Origin of the sequence: Aeromonas sp. QDB03, from assembly GCF_027707985.1 — a bacterium.
Lineage (GTDB): Bacteria > Pseudomonadota > Gammaproteobacteria > Enterobacterales > Aeromonadaceae > Aeromonas > Aeromonas hydrophila.
Genome location: NZ_JAPCJG010000001.1, coordinates 730098 through 748367, shown reverse-complemented (window position 1 = coordinate 748367; position 18270 = coordinate 730098). Strand labels below are relative to the sequence as shown.

Here is an 18270-nt window from a genome sequence, read left to right as displayed (position 1 = left end):
GGGTTGTTTGCGTCGCGGGGCGCCTTCGCAAAGTGCTGTGGAGAGCCAGAACATCACCCATTTTTGAATGAATCTTTCCATCCCGCATGTGCCCTTTGGTAGGGGGCACCACTGTATAAGGAAACACACAATGCCAATCATTACTCTGCCTGATGGCAGCCAACGTCAATTTGCCCACGCCGTTTCCGTCATGGATGTGGCCGCGGACATCGGTCCCGGTCTCGCCAAGGCGTGCATTGCCGGTCGGGTAAACGGTGAACTGGTGGATGCCTGCGAGCTGATCGAAGCCGATGCCTCCCTGGCCATCATCACCGCCAAAGACGAAGAAGGTCTGGACATCCTGCGCCACTCCTGTGCTCACCTGCTGGGTCATGCCATCAAGCAACTCTGGCCCCAGACCAAGATGGCCATCGGTCCCGTCATCGACAACGGTTTCTACTACGACATCGATCTCGATCGCACCCTGACCGATGAAGATCTGGCTGCGCTGGAAGAGCGCATGCTGGCGCTGGCCGCCAAGGATTACGACGTCATCAAGAAGAAGGTCTCCTGGCAGGAAGCACGCGACGTGTTCGAAGCCCGTGGCGAGACCTACAAGGTCGAGATCCTGGATCAGAACATTGCCCGTGATGACCAGCCCGGTCTGTATCATCACGAAGAGTACATCGACATGTGTCGTGGCCCGCACGTGCCCAACATGCGTCACTGCCACCACTTCAAGTTGCAGAAGATGTCCGGCGCCTACTGGCGCGGCGACTCCAACAACAAGATGCTGCAGCGCATCTACGGCACCGCCTGGGCCGACAAGAAGCAGCTCAAGTCTTACCTGCAGCGCCTCGAAGAGGCCGCCAAGCGCGACCACCGCAAGATCGGCAAGCAGCTCGACCTGTACCACATGCAGGAAGAAGCGCCCGGCATGGTGTTCTGGCACAACGATGGCTGGACCATTTTCCGTGAGCTGGAAACCTTCATCCGCGGCAAGCTCAAAGAGTACGACTATCAGGAGGTGAAAGGCCCCTTCATGATGGATCGCGTGCTGTGGGAGCGTTCAGGTCACTGGGAGAAATACGCCCAGGCCATGTTCACCACCCAGTCCGAGAACCGCGAGTACGCCATCAAGCCGATGAACTGCCCGGGCCACGTGCAGATCTTCAACCAGGGTCTGAAATCCTACCGCGATCTGCCGCTGCGCATGGCCGAGTTCGGCTCCTGCCACCGCAACGAGCCGTCAGGCTCCCTGCACGGCCTGATGCGGGTACGTGGTTTTACCCAGGATGATGCGCACATCTTCTGTACCGAAGAGCAGATCATGGAAGAGGTGTCGGCCTGTATTCGCATGGTCTACGACGTCTATGGCACCTTCGGCTTCGAGAACATCGTGGTCAAGCTCTCCACTCGTCCGGAACAGCGTATCGGCTCCGATGAGGCCTGGGATCGCGCCGAGGCCGCGCTGGCCGAGGCCCTGGTGCTGAACGGTCTGAAGTACGATCTGCAGCCGGGTGAGGGGGCCTTCTACGGTCCCAAGATCGAATTTACCCTGCACGATTGCCTTGATCGTGCGTGGCAATGTGGTACCGTGCAGCTCGATTTTGCCCTGCCGGGCCGTCTGGGCGCCACCTACGTGGGTGAAGACAACGAGCGTCATGTTCCCGTGATGATCCACCGTGCCATTCTGGGCTCGCTGGAGCGTTTCATCGGGATTCTGACCGAAGAGTACGCCGGACTGTTCCCGACCTGGCTGGCACCGACCCAAGCCGTGGTCATGAATATCACCGACAATCAGGCCGATTATGCAGTGAAAGTAGCCAAAGCATTGAATGATGCGGGCCTTCGCGCAAAAGCGGACTTGAGAAATGAGAAGATTGGCTTTAAAATCCGCGAGCATACTTTGAAGCGAGTACCCTTCATGCTGGTCTGCGGCGATAAAGAAGTAGAAGCCGGCAAGATTGCAGTGCGTACTCGTAAAGGGGCTGACCTGGGCACTTATCCTGTTGAAGAGCTGATTGTTCTGTTGACCCAGGAAGTTCAGACCCGCGGACAAAAGAAAGTGGAGGAATAAGCTATAAAAGGCGGAAAAAAACTGGGCAAGCAACCGCAAGCCCGCGCTCACCGGATCAACGAAGAGATCCGTCTGAAAGAAGTTCGTCTGACTGGTCTGGATGGTGAAGCCATTGGCATCACCTCCATCCAGGATGCCCTGAACTTGGCCCTTGAGGCCGGAGTGGATCTGGTCGAGATCAGTCCGAACGCTGAGCCGCCCGTTTGCCGGATCATGGATTACGGCAAATTCCTCTACGAAAAGAGCAAGACCACCAAAGAACAGAAGAAAAAGCAGAAAGTCGTCCAGGTTAAGGAAATCAAATTCCGTCCTGGCACCGACGAAGGCGACTATCAGGTAAAACTACGCAACCTGGTTCGCTTTCTGGAAGACGGGGACAAGGCAAAGGTCACCCTGCGCTTCCGTGGTCGTGAAATGGCCCACCAGGAACTTGGTATCAAGGTTCTGGAGCGCGTCAAGAACGATCTGGAAGAGCTGGCCGTAGTCGAATCGTTCCCGAAAGTCGAAGGCCGTCAAGCTGTGATGGTCCTCGCACCTAAGAAGAAATCTTAAGGCCCACAAGAAATTGACTCATGGGGCCAGCCCCATGAGTTGGTTCGCCTTGCGATTTTGTTGTCACTCACAATGCGGAGTATGAAATGCCGAAGATGAAAACCAACCGGGGCGCCGCAAAGCGCTTCAAGAAGACTGGCTCAGGTCGCTTCAAGTGCAAGCACAACCACCTGCGTCACATCCTGACCAAGAAGAGCAGTAAGCGTAAGCGTCAGCTGGGACCGAAGTTCTTTGTTTCCGCTGCCGACCACAAACGTGTTGTCGCTTGTCTGCCGTACGCATAAGGGGGGATGTGAAAAATGCCAAGAGTTAAACGTGGTGTGACCGCTCGCGCTCGTCACAAGAAAGTAATGAAAGCCGCCAAGGGTTACTACGGCGCCCGTTCCCGTGTCTACCGCGTAGCGGTACAAGCGGTAACCAAAGCTGGTCAGTATGCCTACCGTGACCGTCGCCAGAAAAAGCGTCAGTTCCGTCAACTGTGGATTGCTCGTATCAACGCAGCAGCCCGTCAGAACGGTCTGTCCTACAGCCGTCTGATCAACGGTCTGAAGAAGGCTTCCATCGAGATCGATCGCAAGATCCTGTCCGATATCGCCGTTCACGACAAGCTGGCTTTCACCGCCCTGGTTGAAAAGGCCAAAGCAGCTCTGGTCTAATCCGGTTCTGTTATAAATGCTAAAAGGAGGCTTAGGCCTCCTTTTTTGTTGTCTGTCATTTGCCGTTTGCAGGCAGTGATGACTCTACCATCATGATAGCCATACATATGGCTCCATATGCCATCAAACTAAAATTGTGTAGCCAATCACGAAGAAGAAGCCGGTCCGGCTCGAAGCCCTACTTGATAACAAAATGATTTCTAGGGAGAAAAGGGCACCTTAACTATGGTCAGTGAAGGGGCTTTTTTTGTATTATTCCCCTCTTGACCTTATTTAGCCTAAAGGCTCCTGTACCGGGAGTGGTGACGAGGAAGACATGCAACAGCTTGAAGAAGTAGTCGGCCAAGCCAGGGCCGAAATTGAGGGCGTAAGCGACATCGCGGCCCTTGACGAAATCCGGGTCAAATATCTGGGTAAAAAGGGCTTTTTTACCGAGCAGATGAAGGGCTTGGGCGCCCTGTCCGCTGAAGAGCGTCCCGCCGCGGGCGCCGTGATCAACCAGGCCAAACAGCAGGTTCAGGATGCCCTGAATGAGCGTCGTGAAGCCCTCGAAGTCGCCGTGCTCAACCAGAAGCTGGCCGCCGAGACCATCGACGTCAGCCTGCCGGGCCGCCGCATCGAGAATGGCGGTCTGCACCCGGTGACCCGCACCATCGAGCGCATCGAACGCCTGTTTGGCGAGATGGGCTTCAAGGTTGCCCGTGGTCCCGAGATTGAAGATGGCTTCCACAACTTCGATGCGCTGAACATCCCGGCTCATCACCCGGCGCGTACCGATCACGATACCTTCTACTTCAATCCTGATTTGATGTTGCGTACCCACACCTCCGGTGTGCAGATCCGCACCATGGAACATCAGCAGCCGCCGATCCGCATCATCGCGCCGGGCCGCGTCTATCGTAACGACTACGACATGACCCACACCCCGATGTTCCACCAGGTCGAAGGCCTGCTGGTCGACGAGCATGCCAGCTTCACCGAGCTGAAAGGGATCCTGCACGACTTCCTGCGCAACTACTTCGAGGAAGACCTGACCATTCGCTTCCGTCCTTCCTACTTCCCGTTTACCGAGCCTAGCGCCGAAGTGGACGTGATGGGCAAGAATGGCAAGTGGCTGGAAGTGCTGGGCTGCGGCATGGTGCACCCGAACGTGCTGCGTTCGGTCGGTATCGATCCGGAAAAATACTCCGGCTTTGCCTTCGGCATGGGCGTTGAGCGCCTGACCATGCTGCGTTACGGGGTCAACGACCTGCGTGCCTTCTTCGAAAACGACCTGCGCTTCCTCAAGCAGTTCAAGTAAGGGCGAGAGAACATGAAATTCAGTAAATCCTGGGTGATGGAGTGGGTCCGCACCGAGTTGAGTGACAATGCACTGGCCGAGCAGATCACCATGGCCGGTCTGGAAGTGGATGCCGTGGAAGCGGTGGCCGGCCAGTTCAACAACGTGGTGGTGGGTGAAGTAGTCGAGTGCGCCCAGCATCCGGACGCCGACAAGCTGCGGGTGACCAAGGTCAACGTGGGCGAGGCCGAGCTGCTGGACATCGTCTGCGGCGCGCCGAACTGCCGCGCCGGTCTGAAAGTCTGCGTGGCCAAAGTAGGGGCGACCCTGCCGGGTGATTTCACCATCAAGAAAGCCAAGCTGCGCGGCCAGCCGTCTCACGGCATGCTCTGCTCCTTCAGCGAGCTGGGGATCGACGTCGAAGCCGATGGCATCATCGAGCTGCCGCTTGATGCGCCTATCGGCACCGATATCCGCGAATACCTCGCACTCAACGACGTCAGCATCGACGTGGATCTGACCCCGAACCGTGCCGACTGCCTCGGCATCGCGGGTCTGGCCCGTGAAATCGGCGTGCTCAACAGCGTCGACGTGGTCGAACCGACCTGGGCGCCGGCTGTTGCCACCATCGATGCGACTTTCCCGATCCGGGTTGAAGCGCCGGCCGATTGCCCCCGTTATCTGGGCCGTGTCATCAAGGGGCTGAACCTGCACGCCCAGAGCCCGCTCTGGATGCAGGAGAAGCTGCGCCGTGGCGGCATCCGTTCCATCGACGCCATCGTCGACATCACCAACTACCTGCTGCTGGAGTACGGTCAGCCGATGCACGCCTTCGATCTGGCGACGCTTGAAGGGGAACTGGTGGTGCGCCGCGCTCGTAGCGATGAGCCAATGACCCTGCTCGATGGCAACGAGGTGAAGCTCAAAGAGACGACTCTGGTGATTGCCGATGCCAAAGGTCCTGCCTGCATGGCCGGCATCTTCGGCGGCGATCGCACCGGTGTCTCCGAGACCACTACCGACATCCTGCTGGAGTGCGCCTTCTTCGCGCCGCTCTCCATCACCGGCCGTGCCCGTGCCTACGGTCTGCATACCGACTCCTCCCACCGCTTCGAGCGCGGGGTGGATCCGCAGTTGCAGGCCAAGGTGATGGATCGTGCCACTCGTCTGCTGCTGGACATTTGTGGCGGTGAAGCCGGTCCTGTCATCGAGGTCAAATCCGATGCCCATCTGCCCAAGGCTGCCCCCATCCGCTTGCGTCGCACCAAGCTCGACAAGGTGATCGGCATCAGCGTGGCCGATGCCCAAGTGGTCGAGATCCTGACTCGTCTGGGCATGCAGGTAACCGTTGAAGCCGATGGCTGGACCGCGCTGGCACCCTCCTGGCGTTTCGATATCGCCATCGAGGAAGACCTCATCGAGGAAGTGGCCCGCATCTACGGCTACAACAACATCCCGAACCTCAAACCCGCCGCCTCTCTGGCGATGGTGGAGCAGGCAGAAGGGCAGGTGACCTTGAAACGGGTGCGTGACCTGCTGGTTGATCGCGGCTTCCAGGAAGCGATCACCTACAGCTTCGTCGATCCCAAGGCTCAGCAGACCCTGTTCCCGCAGAGCGATGCCATCGTGCTGCCGAACCCGATCTCGGTCGAGATGTCCGCCATGCGCGTCTCTCTGTTCCCGGGTCTGGTGCAGGCCGTGGTTTACAACCAGAACCGCCAGCAGCCGCGGGTGCGCCTGTTCGAGCAGGGCCTGCGCTTCATCAAGGACGAGAATGCCGAGAACGGCATCCGTCAGGAGCCCATGCTGGCCGGCATCATCACCGGCAACCAGAGCGACGAGCACTGGGACATCAAGAGCCGCGCTGCCGACTTCTTTGATTTGAAAGGGGATCTGGAAGCGGTGCTGGATCTGACCGCCGAAGGGGCTACCTTCAGCTTCGAGCGTGCCGAGCACAGTGCCCTGCACCCGGGCCAGAGCGCGGCCATCCTGCGCAATGGCGTGGTCATCGGCCACATCGGCGTGATCCATCCGAGCCTCGAGAAGAAGCTGGGTCTGAAGAGTCGCGCCGTCATGTTCGAACTGGAGCTGGACAAGCTGACCCCGGCCAAGGTGCCGGTTGCTGCCGAGGTTTCCAAGTTCCCTGCCAACCGTCGTGACATCGCCGTGGTGGTTGATCGTCATGTCCTGGCCGGTGATGTCCTCGCAGTAATTAAAAAAGTTGGCGGAAATCAGGTAGTTGGAATAAACTTGTTTGACGTATACCAGGGTGCTGGCATGGCAGAGGACAAGAAGAGCCTGGCCATCAGTCTTGTTCTGCAAGACACCCAGCGCACTCTGGAGGAGAAAGAGATTGCCGAGACCGTAGACAATGTCGTGCGGGCCCTTGGTGAAGAGTTGAATGCATCCTTGAGGGATTGATCTATGGCGCTTACCAAAGCCGACATTGCAGAGCACCTGTTCACCCAGCTCGGGATGAGCAAGCGTGAAGCCAAAGATATGGTGGAAGCCTTCTTTGAAGAGATCAGACAAGCGCTTGAGCGTGGTGAACAAGTCAAGATTTCAGGCTTCGGTAACTTTGATCTTCGTGAGAAGAACCAGCGTCCTGGACGTAACCCGAAAACCGGCGAAGATATTCCTATCAGCGCCCGGCGGGTGGTCACCTTCCGCCCTGGTCAGAAGCTCAAGGCCAGGGTCGAAAATGTTGAGCCCAACGAGTGACAAAAAGCCAGGCAGCCGCCTGGCTTTTATTTTTTCATGAGAAAAACCAGCCTATTGCTAGGCCTGCTGCTGGCTGCGCCACTGCAGGCGATGGATCTCCCCCTCTCCACGGCGGCCAAGGCGTATGCCGATGTCACCAAGTCGCTGACCATCTGTTATCCGGCGCTGATCCGGCCGCCTTATCTCGAGGAGTCGGGAGGCTTGCTGATCGATCAGATGGAGCGGTTGGCAGAGCAACTCCCTTTTCCGCTCCTGCACGAGAAGCTGCCCAACTGGTCGGCGGTGCAGCGCGGCTTGCAGGAGGGACGCTGCGATCTCATTCCAAATGTCGGCCCTTCGTTGCAGGCCCTGCCGGGTATGGCACTGAGCCGTGCCATGCTGGAGGCCGAATCCGCCATCCTCTATCGCGGCGATCTGGAGCGGGCGACCTTCCTGGTGTCTCCCATCTGGCAGGCGAACGAGGTGTTGCGGGCACTTTATCCCCGCTCAACCCAGCTGCCCCTGACCGAGGCAGACAACTGGTATGCGGCGCTGGCGGCGGGCAAGGGGACCGCCTACCTCGGTGACTATCTGCAACTGCGCTACCTGATGCGCGAATATCCGGATCAGGGGCTGCGGCTGCGCCGGCTGCGCAGCGATGAACTGGTGGTGAGCTACCGGCTGATGATGCGCGACCAGCCGGAACTGCGCGAGCTCATCGATACCGCCATCCGCTATCTGCCGCCCGGTGCCCTCTACAAGGATCTGGATCGCTATCTGGCGCAGGGGGAGCAGGACATCAACCCGCTTCACTTCACCGACAAGGAGCAGGCCTGGCTGGTCGGCACCTCCCGTGCCATCAAGCTGGTCGTCAACCCGGATTTCATGCCCTACAGCGGTCTTGACGAGCAGGGGGAACTCAAGGGGTGGAGCGCCGACGTACTGCGGCAGGTGAGCCAGCAGACCGGCCTCAACTTCCACGTGATCCCGACCGCCAGCAAGGAAGAGGCGCTGGCCAAGCTGCGCAGCGGTGAGGCGGACATGATGGCCGGCCTGCTGGAGACGCCAGCGCTGACCAATGCCTTCGACTTCACCCGCATCATGGCGCTCAATCGCTATGCCCTGGTCAGTCGCAAGGCGAAGTCGTTCGACACGCTGGCGGCGGTGAAGGGCGACATCGTGGTGCCCGCCACCCTCTATGACGAAGGGATGCTGGCCCGGCTGGGTGGCGAACATCATTGGCGCAAAAGCGACACCCTGGCGCAAGGGCTTGCGGCGGTGCAAAGCGGTGAGGCCGACGCCATGCTGGCCGAGCTCTACCAGCTGCAATACCCGCTTCGCAACAACCAGCTGGACGGACTGGATATCAGGGAGCTACCTCAACGCTTCGGGCTGGGGTTTGCCATCAGCCATCACAGCCCGCGACTCGCCGGGGTGATGGAGCAGAGCCTGATGGCCTTCACCAGCAGGCAGAATGACGATCTCAATCAGCGTTGGCGCCGGCTGGTGCTGACCCAGCAAGCCGGCGTCAGCTACGGGATCTGGCTGGGGTCGGTGTCGCTGGCGCTGTTGATCAGTGCCGGCGTCATCTGGCTGATCTGGCGCTCCCGCCAGCAGTTGGCCCGGGAAGTGAGCCAGCGTCAGGAGATGGAGCAGACCCTGGCGCTGGAGAGCCAGTTCAGGGAGTCGCTGTTCCAGGCGCTGCCGGTGCCGGTGTTTCTGCGGGACAACCAGGGCGAGATCATCAAGCGCAACAAGCAGGCCAAGCGGCTAGAGGCGCGCTACCTAGCCGAGCTGCACCTGCCAGAGGCCCAGTTGCAGGGGGGCGAGGGCGAGATGGCCTTGGGCGATCAGGTCTACTCCTATGCCCAGATCCCGCTTCAGCTTGGCAAGCAGTCGCCGGCGGGGGATCTCATCGCGCTCTCCAACATCAGCGCCCTGCGCGAGCGCACCCGCTTGCTGCGCCAGGCCGAGCGCCGCCTGCGGGCATTGACCAATACGGTGCCCGGAGTGGTGATCCAGTTCCTGCTGCAGCGAGAAGGCATCGCCCAGGTAGAGTTCATCAGCCGTGGCAGCTACGAGCTGCTGGGGCTGGCCAGCCAGCAGATCCGCCGCAATCCCGGTCAGGCGCTGGGCCGGCTGGATCAGCAGGACAGGCGCAAGATGCAGATCCCCATGCTGGAGATGCTGCAGGCCGGTCAGCCTTTTTCCTACGCGCTGCGCTATGAGCATCCGGGCAAGGGCACCCGCTGGCTGCAGTTCTACGGCCGGGGGCGCAGCCAGTCCGAACAGGGTTGGCGGGTGTACGGGGTGGTGCAGGATGTCACGACCCGGGTCGAGCAGGAGCAGGCGCTGCAGGCCTCCCACGAGCGGGCCGAGCAGGCGGTGCTGGCCAAGGGGCGTTTCCTCGCGGCGGTGAGCCACGAAATTCGTACCCCCATGAACGCCATTCTGGGGTTGCTGGAGTGGCTCAGCCACACCTCCCTCAATGCCGAGCAGCGCTCGGCACTGGCCCACGTCCGCCAGGCGGGGGACGAACTGCTGGGCCTGCTCAACGACGTGCTGGACTTCAGCCGCAACGAAAACCGGCAGCTGGCGCTCTCGCTGCAACCCACCGATCTGGTGGATTTGTGCGAGCACGTGGCGGCCGTGCACTGGTCCAAGGCCCGCTCCAAGCGGTTGCAACTGCGGCTGGACCTCGATCATCGACTGCCTGCCCAGGTGGAGCTGGATCCCCACCGGGTGCAGCAGGTGCTGCACAACCTGCTGGCCAATGCCATCAAGTTCAGCTCCCGTGGCGAGGTGGTGCTGTGGGCCCGCCGCGCTGGCTCCCAGCTGTTGTGCGGAGTGGACGATGAGGGGCCCGGCATCAGTGCCGAGCTGCTGCCGCGGCTGTTCCTGCCCTTTGAGCAGGGCGGGGAGGCGGGTCAGCCGCGGGCCCAGGGCACCGGGCTCGGACTTGCCATCTGTCGCCAGTTGATGGAGCAGATGGGGGGCGAGATCCGGGTCGAGCCGCGGCCGACCGGCGGCAGCCGTTTCCTCTGTGCGCTGCCACTGGTGTTGCTGCAGGAGATGCCGCGCTGGCGGCCAAGGGTGGCCAGCGTGCATGTGCAACTTGGCGGGGCGGAGCTGGACTATCTGTTGCCCTGGCTGGGCGAGCTGGATTTGCAGGACGATCCGGCCGGCCCGGTATTGAGCGTCCGGCTGGATGAGCAGGGGCTGCGCTACTGGGACTGGCAGGGGGAACCCTGGGTGCCGGGCTCGGTGGTGAGTCTGATGCAGCCAAGGCTGGTGCCCTCTAGCCAGGGCATGATCACGCTGCCAGGGCAGGGGATGCGGGTGCTGCTGGTCGAAGATCACGAGGTGAACCGGGTGTTGATCAGCATGCAGCTGACCCAGCTGGGGGCCCGGGTGATCAGCGCGGCCAACGGCCAGCTGGCGCTCGACATCCTGCAGCATGAAACGGTCGATCTGGTGTTGACCGACCTGCAGATGCCGGTGATGGACGGGGCCGAGCTCTGCCGCCAGCTGCGGGACGCGCCGCGCTGGCAGCATCTGCCCACCTATGTCATCACCGCCGATCTCAGCGAGCAGGCGGCGGCGCAGCTGGCCAGCTGCGGTTGTCGCGGGCATCTGGACAAGCCGCTGCTGCTCAAAGATTTGGCCAACCTGCTGCGCGGTCTGGGTGAGCCAGACTTGGCGCCCGCACCCGAGTCACCCCCTCAAAGCGACCTGCCGGCTGAAGGGGAGGTCTGGGCAGCGCAGGAGGTGTCGCTGCTGGCGCCGGAGCTTATTCCCCTCTATCTGGACGCGACCGGGCAGGATCTGGCCGACATTGAGCGCTGCGTCACACAAGGGGACGAGATGGCGCTTGAAGCCGCTTTACACAAGATGAAGGGGGCCGCCAAAATGGTGGGAGCCACCCCGCTTGTTCAGGTGATCGAGCAGTGGAAACGGGATCCACGGCAACCCCTGCTACCCCCGCTGCGGCAAGCTCTGGATGAGGTGTGCCGGCGACTACGTGAGAGGCTCTGACATGATCATCACAGATGAAGAGTTACTGGCGTTGCTGAACTCGGAAGAGACGGACGAGCGCCTGTTCCACCCCGTGACCATCTACGCCCTGGACGGGGTCGCCTATCGGACGGCAAAGGCCGTCGAGCTGCCCGAGTTCGCCACCTTGCGCCGTACCCGCCCCGATGCCTGCTGGCAGTGGGAAGGGCTGTTTGCCGCCGGTGCTATCGCCCTGTTCGATCCCGACTCCCATGTGGGGGCTGACTATCTGCCGCAGCTGACGGCGCAGGCCGAGGGTGTCTATCGCCTCACCGACGACTGGCTGGCGGGGGTCAATGGCCGCTACCTGGCGTGGCAGGAGTGGCTGGCCCAGACCCAGGTGCTGCTGCTGGAGGATCACCCGTTTCAGGGGGTCCATATCCAGCAGGAGATCAAGGGGCTGGGGGTGCCCTGTCAGTGGGTGCAGGATGGCAATGCCTGCATCAAGGCACTGGCCAGCGGCGAGGTCAAGCTGCTGGTGAGCGATCTCAGTCTGGTGGAGCAGGATGCCATCAGCCTGCTGATGAGCCAGCCCCAATATCAGCACAGTGGCTTGCCCATCGTGCTGCTCTCGGCCCACGATCAGACCCTGATCGACGGGGCTCGCCGCCTGCTGCACGACGCCGGTTTCAACGTGCTGGCCGCCCTGGCCAAGCCGCTGCTGGCCGACGATCTGCTGCGGCTGCTTAAGACGCTCTATCTGGGGCCGCAGCGTCAGCGCCGCTTGAGCGGTCTGCGCCGCACCATCCGCACCTGGCAGGGGGAAGAGAAAGGGCTGCTCGGGCTCTTGTCCGATCCCCCGTCGCCCTTGCCCATCTGGCTGGCGGTGACCGGCTTGCCGCCGCGCTGGGAGCGGGTACGCGAGTGGCTGGTCCAGCAGGGCCGGGAGCCTGGCGAGCTCACCCTGCTCATCCACCGGCGCGACCATCTGCTGAGCCAGGCGGAGCGTTTTGCCCTGGTGCTGCAGGCCAGTCTGGCGGGGGCCAAGCTGGCCCTGCTGCTGGACAACGATCAGCACATCCCGTTCGACTTGCTGGAGCGGATGCCGCTGCAGCACCTGCTGCTGGGACAGAGTCTGCTGCCCGGGCTGGAGGCCATGACCCCGGACTCCCTGCTGGGGCGTTTCATCAACCGGGCCAGGGAGCTCGGGATCGCCCTCTATCTGGACGATCCCTTCAACTTGCTGGACAGCAATCTGTGGCGCGATCAGGGCGTGGCGGGGCGCTGGTAGACGGTGGCCCGCTATCTCTGCTGGCCACCGGACGAGGCCCGGTTGCGGCGCGCCCTGGCCGGTTGGCTGCATCCTCATTCGCGGGCAGCCCTGCCGCTGATGATGGAGGTGGGGGGCATTCCCTGCCGCTTGCAGGAGCTGGCAGGGGCTGATCCCGAGCAGATCAGGGCCGCCTATGGCGAGCTCAGCGAGCAGAGCGTCTACCTGCGTTTCATGCGCGCCAAGCAGATCCCGAGTGACGAGCAGCTCGCCTTCTTCCTCGATTACCCCAAGGAGCACCAGATCGGGCTGCTGCTGACCGACGGTCAGGGGCGACCGTTGGCCCAAGCCCAGTCCATCCGGCGGCGATTGCACCCGGATCGGGCCGAGTTCTCCTGCATCGTCGCCGATCACTTCCAGCACCGGGGCGCGGGGCGGCGCATCCTGCTGGCGCTGGCCTTGCTGGCGCGCGCCGAAGGCATTCGCGAGTGGACGGCGGAGGTGCTGCCCCAGAATCGCCCCATGCTGGCGCTGCTGCGCGGGCTGGGCTTGCCGCTCACCCTGGTGACGGGACGGGAGCTGGTGTTCGTGCGACTCGATCTGAGCGTGCTCGACACCCTGTAACCGCGTCATAAGACCAAGGGCGAATAGGCCGGTTTTTCACCCTGTGCTAAGGTCAGCCAGAGAGGTCGTCAGAGGGAGTCAGTCATGGTGCAGTCAGCGAAACACATCGTCATTCTTACCGGTGCCGGGATCTCGGCCGAGTCGGGCATCAAGACCTTTCGCGCCTGTGACGGTCTGTGGGAAGAGCACAGGGTCGAAGACGTGGCAACGCCAGAGGGCTACGCACGGGATCCCGCCCTGGTGCAGGGCTTTTACAACTCCCGCCGCCACCAGCTGCAGCAACCCCACATCCACCCCAATCCGGCCCACTATGCGCTGGCCAGGCTTGAGCGCCTGCTGCCGGGCTGCGTCACCCTGGTGACCCAGAACATCGACAACTTGCACGAGAGCGCCGGCAGCAAGAACCTCATTCACATGCACGGGGAGCTGCTCAAGGCGCGCTGCCCGGGTTCGGGCCAGGTGATCGAGTGGCGCGGCGATCTGCAGCAGGAAGAGCTGTGCACCTGCTGCCAGTTTCCCCAGCCGCTGCGCCCGCACGTGGTCTGGTTCGGCGAGATGCCGCTCGGGCTGGATCGTATCTACAGCGCGCTGGCCCAGTGCGATCTGTTCATCTCCATCGGCACCTCGGGCGCCGTCTATCCGGCGGCCGGTTTCGTGCACGAGGCGGGATTGAACGGGGCCCACACCATCGAGCTCAATCTCGAACCGAGCGAAGTGGGCAGCCAGTTTGATGAAAAACGCTACGGGCCAGCCTCCCTGCTGGTGCCGGCCTACGTGGATGAGCTGCTGCAAAGCTGCGGCGTCCACCAGCCGGCGCAGATCGAGGGCCACAACTGGATGGAGATGCGCGGTCCCTGAGCTATTGTGCGACTGGACAGTTGCAATGAACCGGTGAAATCGCCACACTGGCAGCCACAAAAAATGGGATGCAGTTGGCGCAAATTACCATGACCGCAGTAAAGCAATGGATCGCTTTTTTCCTCCTGATGCTGGCCAGTGCCGGTGCATCGGCCTCGACCCCCCTGATGACCCTGGTGCTGCCAGGCGGCCAGCAAGTGGCCCTCGATGAGGCGGCCCTGTCCGCCCTGCCGCAGACCGAATTCACCACCACCACCCCCTGGACCCAGGGCGCCCACCACTATCGCGGGCCGACCCTGGCAGCCGTGCTGGCGGCGCAAGGGATCCTGGATGCCCGCAAGATCGCCGTCTCGGCTCTCAACGGCTATCAGCAGGTGGTGGATCTGGCCCTGTTCGACGGCGTGCCGCTGACCCTGGTGCGTCAGGAGGATGGCAAGCTTCTGACCCGGCGCAACAAGGGCCCGCTCTGGCTGCTCATTCCGTTTACCACCTATCCCAAGCTGGACGTGCCCGCCATTCACAACTGCATGGTGTGGCAGGTAACCCGCATCGAGATCGTCGATTGATGGGGCTATCCCGCCACAAACTGCTGTTGGTTGCGGTGTCGCTGCTGTTTCTGCTCTCCTCGGGCAGCAGCCTCTATCTGCAGCATCGCCAGGAGCAGCTGGTCGATACCTTTTACCGCAATATCCACTGGAACATCAGCCAGGTGATGCTGGAATCCCAGCGTTTCCTCTACGATCTGCAGCTCTACCGGGCCGGCCGGCTGACGATGGAGACCCTGAGCCTCAATTACGATCTGCTGTGGAACCGGCTCGATATCTTTCTCATCAGCAGTGAAACCGCCGAGGCGCGCCAGCGGCACGGGCTTGGCAAGGCGCTGGCCGGACTGTTCGAGCAGATCAAGCAGCTCGAACCCCAGATGGAGGCCGGTGCCCTGCGCGAGGGGGCCGAGCTTGCCCGCTTGCAGGAGGCGATCGCCAGCCAGACCCACCTCATCGAGCAGATAGGGGATCAGATCCTCTCCGGCCAGGAGCGGGAGCGTTCGGTCAGCCAGATCCGCAGCAGCCTGTTCTGGCTGCAGATCTGGCAACTGATCCTGCTGCTGACCGGCGGCGCCCTGGTGGCTGCCCTCATTCGCGCCAACCTGGCGAATCGCCGGCTCGCCCTGCTCGATCCCCTGACCCGGCTTGGCAACCGCCGTGCCCTGCAGGAGCAGCTCTCCCGCGCCCTGCATGCCGGCGAGGCGAGCGCCCTGGTGGTGCTCGATCTCAAGCGCTTCAAGCAGGTCAATGATTTGCTCGGTTATCAGGTCGGTGATCGGCTGTTGCAGACGGTGGCCGACAAGCTGCAGCAGGCCCACGGTGGCCACGCCTACCGGCTCGGTGGCGACGAGTTCGCGGTGGTGTTGACCAGAGCGGATGGCGCGCTGGAAACCCGCATTCATGAGCTGGTGAGCCTGCTCCATTTCGAGTTCGTGACCCGGGAGTGCAGCTTCGATCTGGCCTGTCGGCTCGGGGTGGCCAAGGCGCAGCAGCAAGATGCCGGCCGGCTGCTGGATCAGGCCATCCTGGCCCTCAATCAGGCCAAACGCAGCCAGGAGGGGGATATCTGCTGGTTTGAGCCTGCCATGCTGCAGCAGCTGCAGTTGAGCCAGCATCAGCTTCATCAGCTGCGCGACTGGCTGGCCGGGCGGGAATCAGCACCGCTGCGAGTGGCGTTGCAGGGATTGACGGACGGGCAGGGCAACGACCTGTGGCAAATGACGCTCTACTGGCGTGAGCAGGGGGCGCCCTGTCCCATGCGCTGGCTGCAGGAGTGCGGCGTGCTGGGGCCCGTGCTGGCCCGGCTGCTGCAAGCGCACGAGGCGCAGCATGCCGATGGGCGGGCGTGGTTGCTCCCGCTCGACAACCAGGCCCAGCTGGCCCATGTCGTGGCCTATCTGCCGGCTGCATCCCGCACGCCGCGGGTGCTGCTGGTGCCGACGCTGTTGCCGGATGCAGCCTTGCTGGCGGGATTGCGGGAGCAGGGTTGCACCCTGGCGCTCAGAGACATTGGCAGCACCACCCCGGCCCAGCTGGCGGCCGGCTGGCCTGTCCGCTACTGGCTGCCAGATGACACGGAGCACAGCGAGTTGTTGCAGCCGCTGGCCCGGCGACTGGGGCTGGTGCAACTGCAGGTGCTGACGGGCAGTGAGGCAAGACAGCTGGCTTGAGCACACAGCGCGGTATTAAACCGGCCAGAGACAAAATGCAGCAAGGCGACCTCAGGGTCGCCTTGCTGCATTTTATTGCAGGTGAATGTCAGGGGCGGGGGGCGCAGGAATCCCTGATCACCAGATCTGGGTCGACGGTGATCAGATGATCCGCCACCGCCTCGCCATTGATGCGCGCCAGCAGCCGGGTGACGGCGAGGCGGCCCAGCTCCTCTTTGGGCTGGTTGACGGTGGTGAGTGGCGGCGACATGAATTCGGCCAGCGCCACGTTGTCATAGCCGACGATGGAGAGATCACGCGGGATCACCAGCCCCGCCTGATGAGCGGCGCTGATGGCCCCCATCGCCATCATGTCGTTGCAGACGAACAGTGCGGTGGGGCGCTCGGGCAGCGCCAGCAGGCGGGTCATCGCCTGGTGGCCGCTGGCGCAGTCGAAGTCACCCTCCTGGACCCACTGTGGGTTGACGGTTAGCCCGGCCTCCTGCATCGCCTGCTCAAATCCTGCCTGACGCTGGTTGGCGGGAGCGCGGCTGTGGGGGCCGGTGATGCAGCCGATGGCGGTGTGACCCAGCCCCAGCAGGTGGCGGGTCGCCAGGTAGCCGCCGCGATGGGAGTTGTCGGCGATGAGATCCACGTCGGCACTCTCCATCCCCCAGTCCATCACCACCACCGGCAGGCTCTTGAGCCAGTCGAGCTGGTTGAACACCTCCTGCTGCCCCTCGCTGCACATGATGAGCAGGCCGTCGACCCGCTTGCGCAGCATCATCTTGAGGTAGGAGAGCGCCGTCTCGGCCTGGCCCTCGGTGTTGCCCAGCATCAGGTTGTAGCCCTGCTCGAAGCAGTAACGCTCCACCCCGCGCACCACCTCGGCAAAGAAGGGGTTGCTGGAGGTGGTGACCAGCATGCCGATACTGTTGGTCTCCTTCACCTTGAGGCTGCGGGCCACCAGGCTCGGGGCATAGTTGAGCTCGCGCATGGCGGTGAAGACCCGCTCGCGGGTCTCCTCGGCGACGAAACGGGTCTCGTTGATGACGTGGGAGACGGTGGTGGTGGAGACTCCCGCCAGCGCCGCCACCTCCTTGATATTGGCCATCAGTGCCCCTGCGCAGTCTGCTCAAGCAGGAAGGCGTCGACCTCCTGCTTGCTCGGGATGGAGCTCTGGGCACCAAACCGGGTGACGGAAAGCGCCGCGGCGCCGTGGGCAAAGCGCACGGCCGCGTCAAAGTCGGCGCCGGCGAGCTCGGCCGCCAGCAGGGCGCCGTTGAAGGTATCGCCGGCCGCCGTTGTGTCCACCGCCTTGACCCTAAAACCCGGGATGAGCGCTTGTTGCTGCCCCTTGCTGCAATAGACCCCTTGCGACCCCAAGGTGATCATCACCTCCCCGATGCCCATCTGGTGGAAGCGGGCAGCCGCCTCGGCTGCGCTCGTCTCGTCGGTGACCTTGACGCCGGTCAGCAGCTCAGCTTCGGTCTGGTTGGGGGTGATGAGGTCGACCAGTGCCAGCAGCTCGTTTGAGAGCGGGCGAGCGGGGGCGGGGTTGAGCACCACCCGGGTGCCGTGGGCACGGGCCAGGCGGGCGGCTTCCAGCACGCTCTCCAGCGGCACTTCCAGCTGCAGCAGCAGGGTGTGGGCGGCGGCGATCATAGCTTCATGGCTTTTCACCACGGCCGGGGTGAGGGCACCGTTGGCTTCGGCGGAGATACCGATGCTGTTCTCCCCCTCATCGCTCACATAGATGATGGCGATGCCGGTCGGGAGCTTGGGATCGAGTTCGATGGCGCTCACGTCGATGCCGTCTTTAGCAAAGCCGCTCTTCATCTGCTGGCCGATGGCGTCATCGCCGATGCGGGCGATAAAGGAGACTTCGGCACCTAGCCGAGCGGCGGCCACCGCCTGGTTGGCGCCCTTGCCACCGGGCACCACTTGATAGCTGTGGCCGGTCAGGGTTTCACCCGGGCGAGGAAAGTGGGGAACGCGCAGCACGTGGTCTGCATTGACACTGCCCAGAACGACGAGACGATTCATGTTGAGTACTCCTGATGCATCTTGGCATGGACACGAAAG

The 18270-nt window shown here is 62.5% G+C and carries 15 protein-coding genes; 13 read left to right on the top strand and 2 right to left on the bottom strand.

Annotation, left to right across the window (positions count from 1 at the left end):
* The first annotated feature begins 130 nt into the window (after window positions 1-130).
* From thrS to PG900_RS03275, 13 genes are all read left to right on the top strand, one after another.
* On the top strand, window positions 131-2059 hold the full coding sequence (thrS, locus tag PG900_RS03335) for a threonine--tRNA ligase (RefSeq protein WP_270830913.1): 1929 nt from the start codon (window positions 131-133) through the stop codon (window positions 2057-2059).
* 3 nt (window positions 2060-2062) lie between these two features.
* Window positions 2063-2611 carry a translation initiation factor IF-3 gene (infC, locus tag PG900_RS03330; RefSeq protein WP_026080374.1) on the top strand — a complete coding sequence of 183 codons (549 nt, stop codon included), beginning with the start codon at window positions 2063-2065 and terminating at the stop codon, window positions 2609-2611.
* 86 nt (window positions 2612-2697) lie between these two features.
* Window positions 2698-2895, top strand: a complete 198-nt coding sequence (rpmI, locus tag PG900_RS03325) for a 50S ribosomal protein L35 (protein WP_005300673.1) — start codon at window positions 2698-2700, stop codon at window positions 2893-2895.
* Between the two features lie 15 nt (window positions 2896-2910).
* A complete protein-coding gene (gene rplT, locus PG900_RS03320; RefSeq protein ID WP_005300683.1) occupies window positions 2911-3267 on the top strand; it encodes a 50S ribosomal protein L20 in 357 nt (118 codons plus the stop codon).
* 316 nt (window positions 3268-3583) lie between these two features.
* Window positions 3584-4567, top strand: coding sequence for a phenylalanine--tRNA ligase subunit alpha (gene pheS, locus PG900_RS03315; RefSeq protein ID WP_016350663.1), 984 nt, complete (start codon window positions 3584-3586; stop codon window positions 4565-4567).
* Window positions 4568-4579: 12 nt separating this feature from the next.
* Entirely contained in the window at window positions 4580-6967 is a 2388-nt protein-coding gene (gene pheT / locus PG900_RS03310; RefSeq protein ID WP_270830912.1) for a phenylalanine--tRNA ligase subunit beta, read from the top strand.
* 3 nt (window positions 6968-6970) lie between these two features.
* On the top strand, window positions 6971-7267 hold the full coding sequence (gene ihfA / locus PG900_RS03305) for an integration host factor subunit alpha (protein ID WP_005300715.1): 297 nt from the start codon (window positions 6971-6973) through the stop codon (window positions 7265-7267).
* Window positions 7268-7321: 54 nt separating this feature from the next.
* Window positions 7322-11281 (top strand): ATP-binding protein, encoded by a 3960-nt coding sequence (locus PG900_RS03300; RefSeq protein WP_270831004.1) that lies wholly within the window; start codon window positions 7322-7324, stop codon window positions 11279-11281.
* A gap of 1 nt (window position 11282) precedes the next feature.
* Window positions 11283-12530, top strand: a complete 1248-nt coding sequence (locus PG900_RS03295) for a response regulator (protein ID WP_270830911.1) — start codon at window positions 11283-11285, stop codon at window positions 12528-12530.
* 3 nt (window positions 12531-12533) lie between these two features.
* Window positions 12534-13133 (top strand): GNAT family N-acetyltransferase, encoded by a 600-nt coding sequence (locus PG900_RS03290; protein WP_270830910.1) that lies wholly within the window; start codon window positions 12534-12536, stop codon window positions 13131-13133.
* Between the two features lie 84 nt (window positions 13134-13217).
* Window positions 13218-13991 (top strand): Sir2 family NAD+-dependent deacetylase, encoded by a 774-nt coding sequence (gene cobB, locus PG900_RS03285; RefSeq protein ID WP_011706162.1) that lies wholly within the window; start codon window positions 13218-13220, stop codon window positions 13989-13991.
* 89 nt (window positions 13992-14080) lie between these two features.
* Window positions 14081-14557: a hypothetical protein gene (locus PG900_RS03280; protein WP_270830909.1), complete on the top strand. Its 477-nt coding sequence runs from the start codon at window positions 14081-14083 to the stop codon at window positions 14555-14557.
* Window positions 14557-16206, top strand: coding sequence for a GGDEF domain-containing protein (locus PG900_RS03275; protein WP_270830908.1), 1650 nt, complete (start codon window positions 14557-14559; stop codon window positions 16204-16206). The genes PG900_RS03280 and PG900_RS03275 overlap by 1 nt, the downstream gene beginning before the upstream one ends.
* An 88-nt stretch (window positions 16207-16294) precedes the next feature.
* Here the strand turns inward: PG900_RS03275 and PG900_RS03270 are convergent, their stop codons facing one another.
* Both PG900_RS03270 and rbsK read right to left on the bottom strand, forming a co-directional pair.
* A complete protein-coding gene (locus PG900_RS03270) occupies window positions 16295-17299 on the bottom strand; it encodes a substrate-binding domain-containing protein (protein WP_270830907.1) in 1005 nt (334 codons plus the stop codon).
* Window positions 17299-18231: a ribokinase gene (gene rbsK / locus PG900_RS03265; RefSeq protein ID WP_270830906.1), complete on the bottom strand. Its 933-nt coding sequence runs from the start codon at window positions 18229-18231 to the stop codon at window positions 17299-17301. Before rbsK ends, PG900_RS03270 begins: the two co-directional genes overlap by 1 nt.
* Window positions 18232-18270 lie beyond the last annotated feature (39 nt).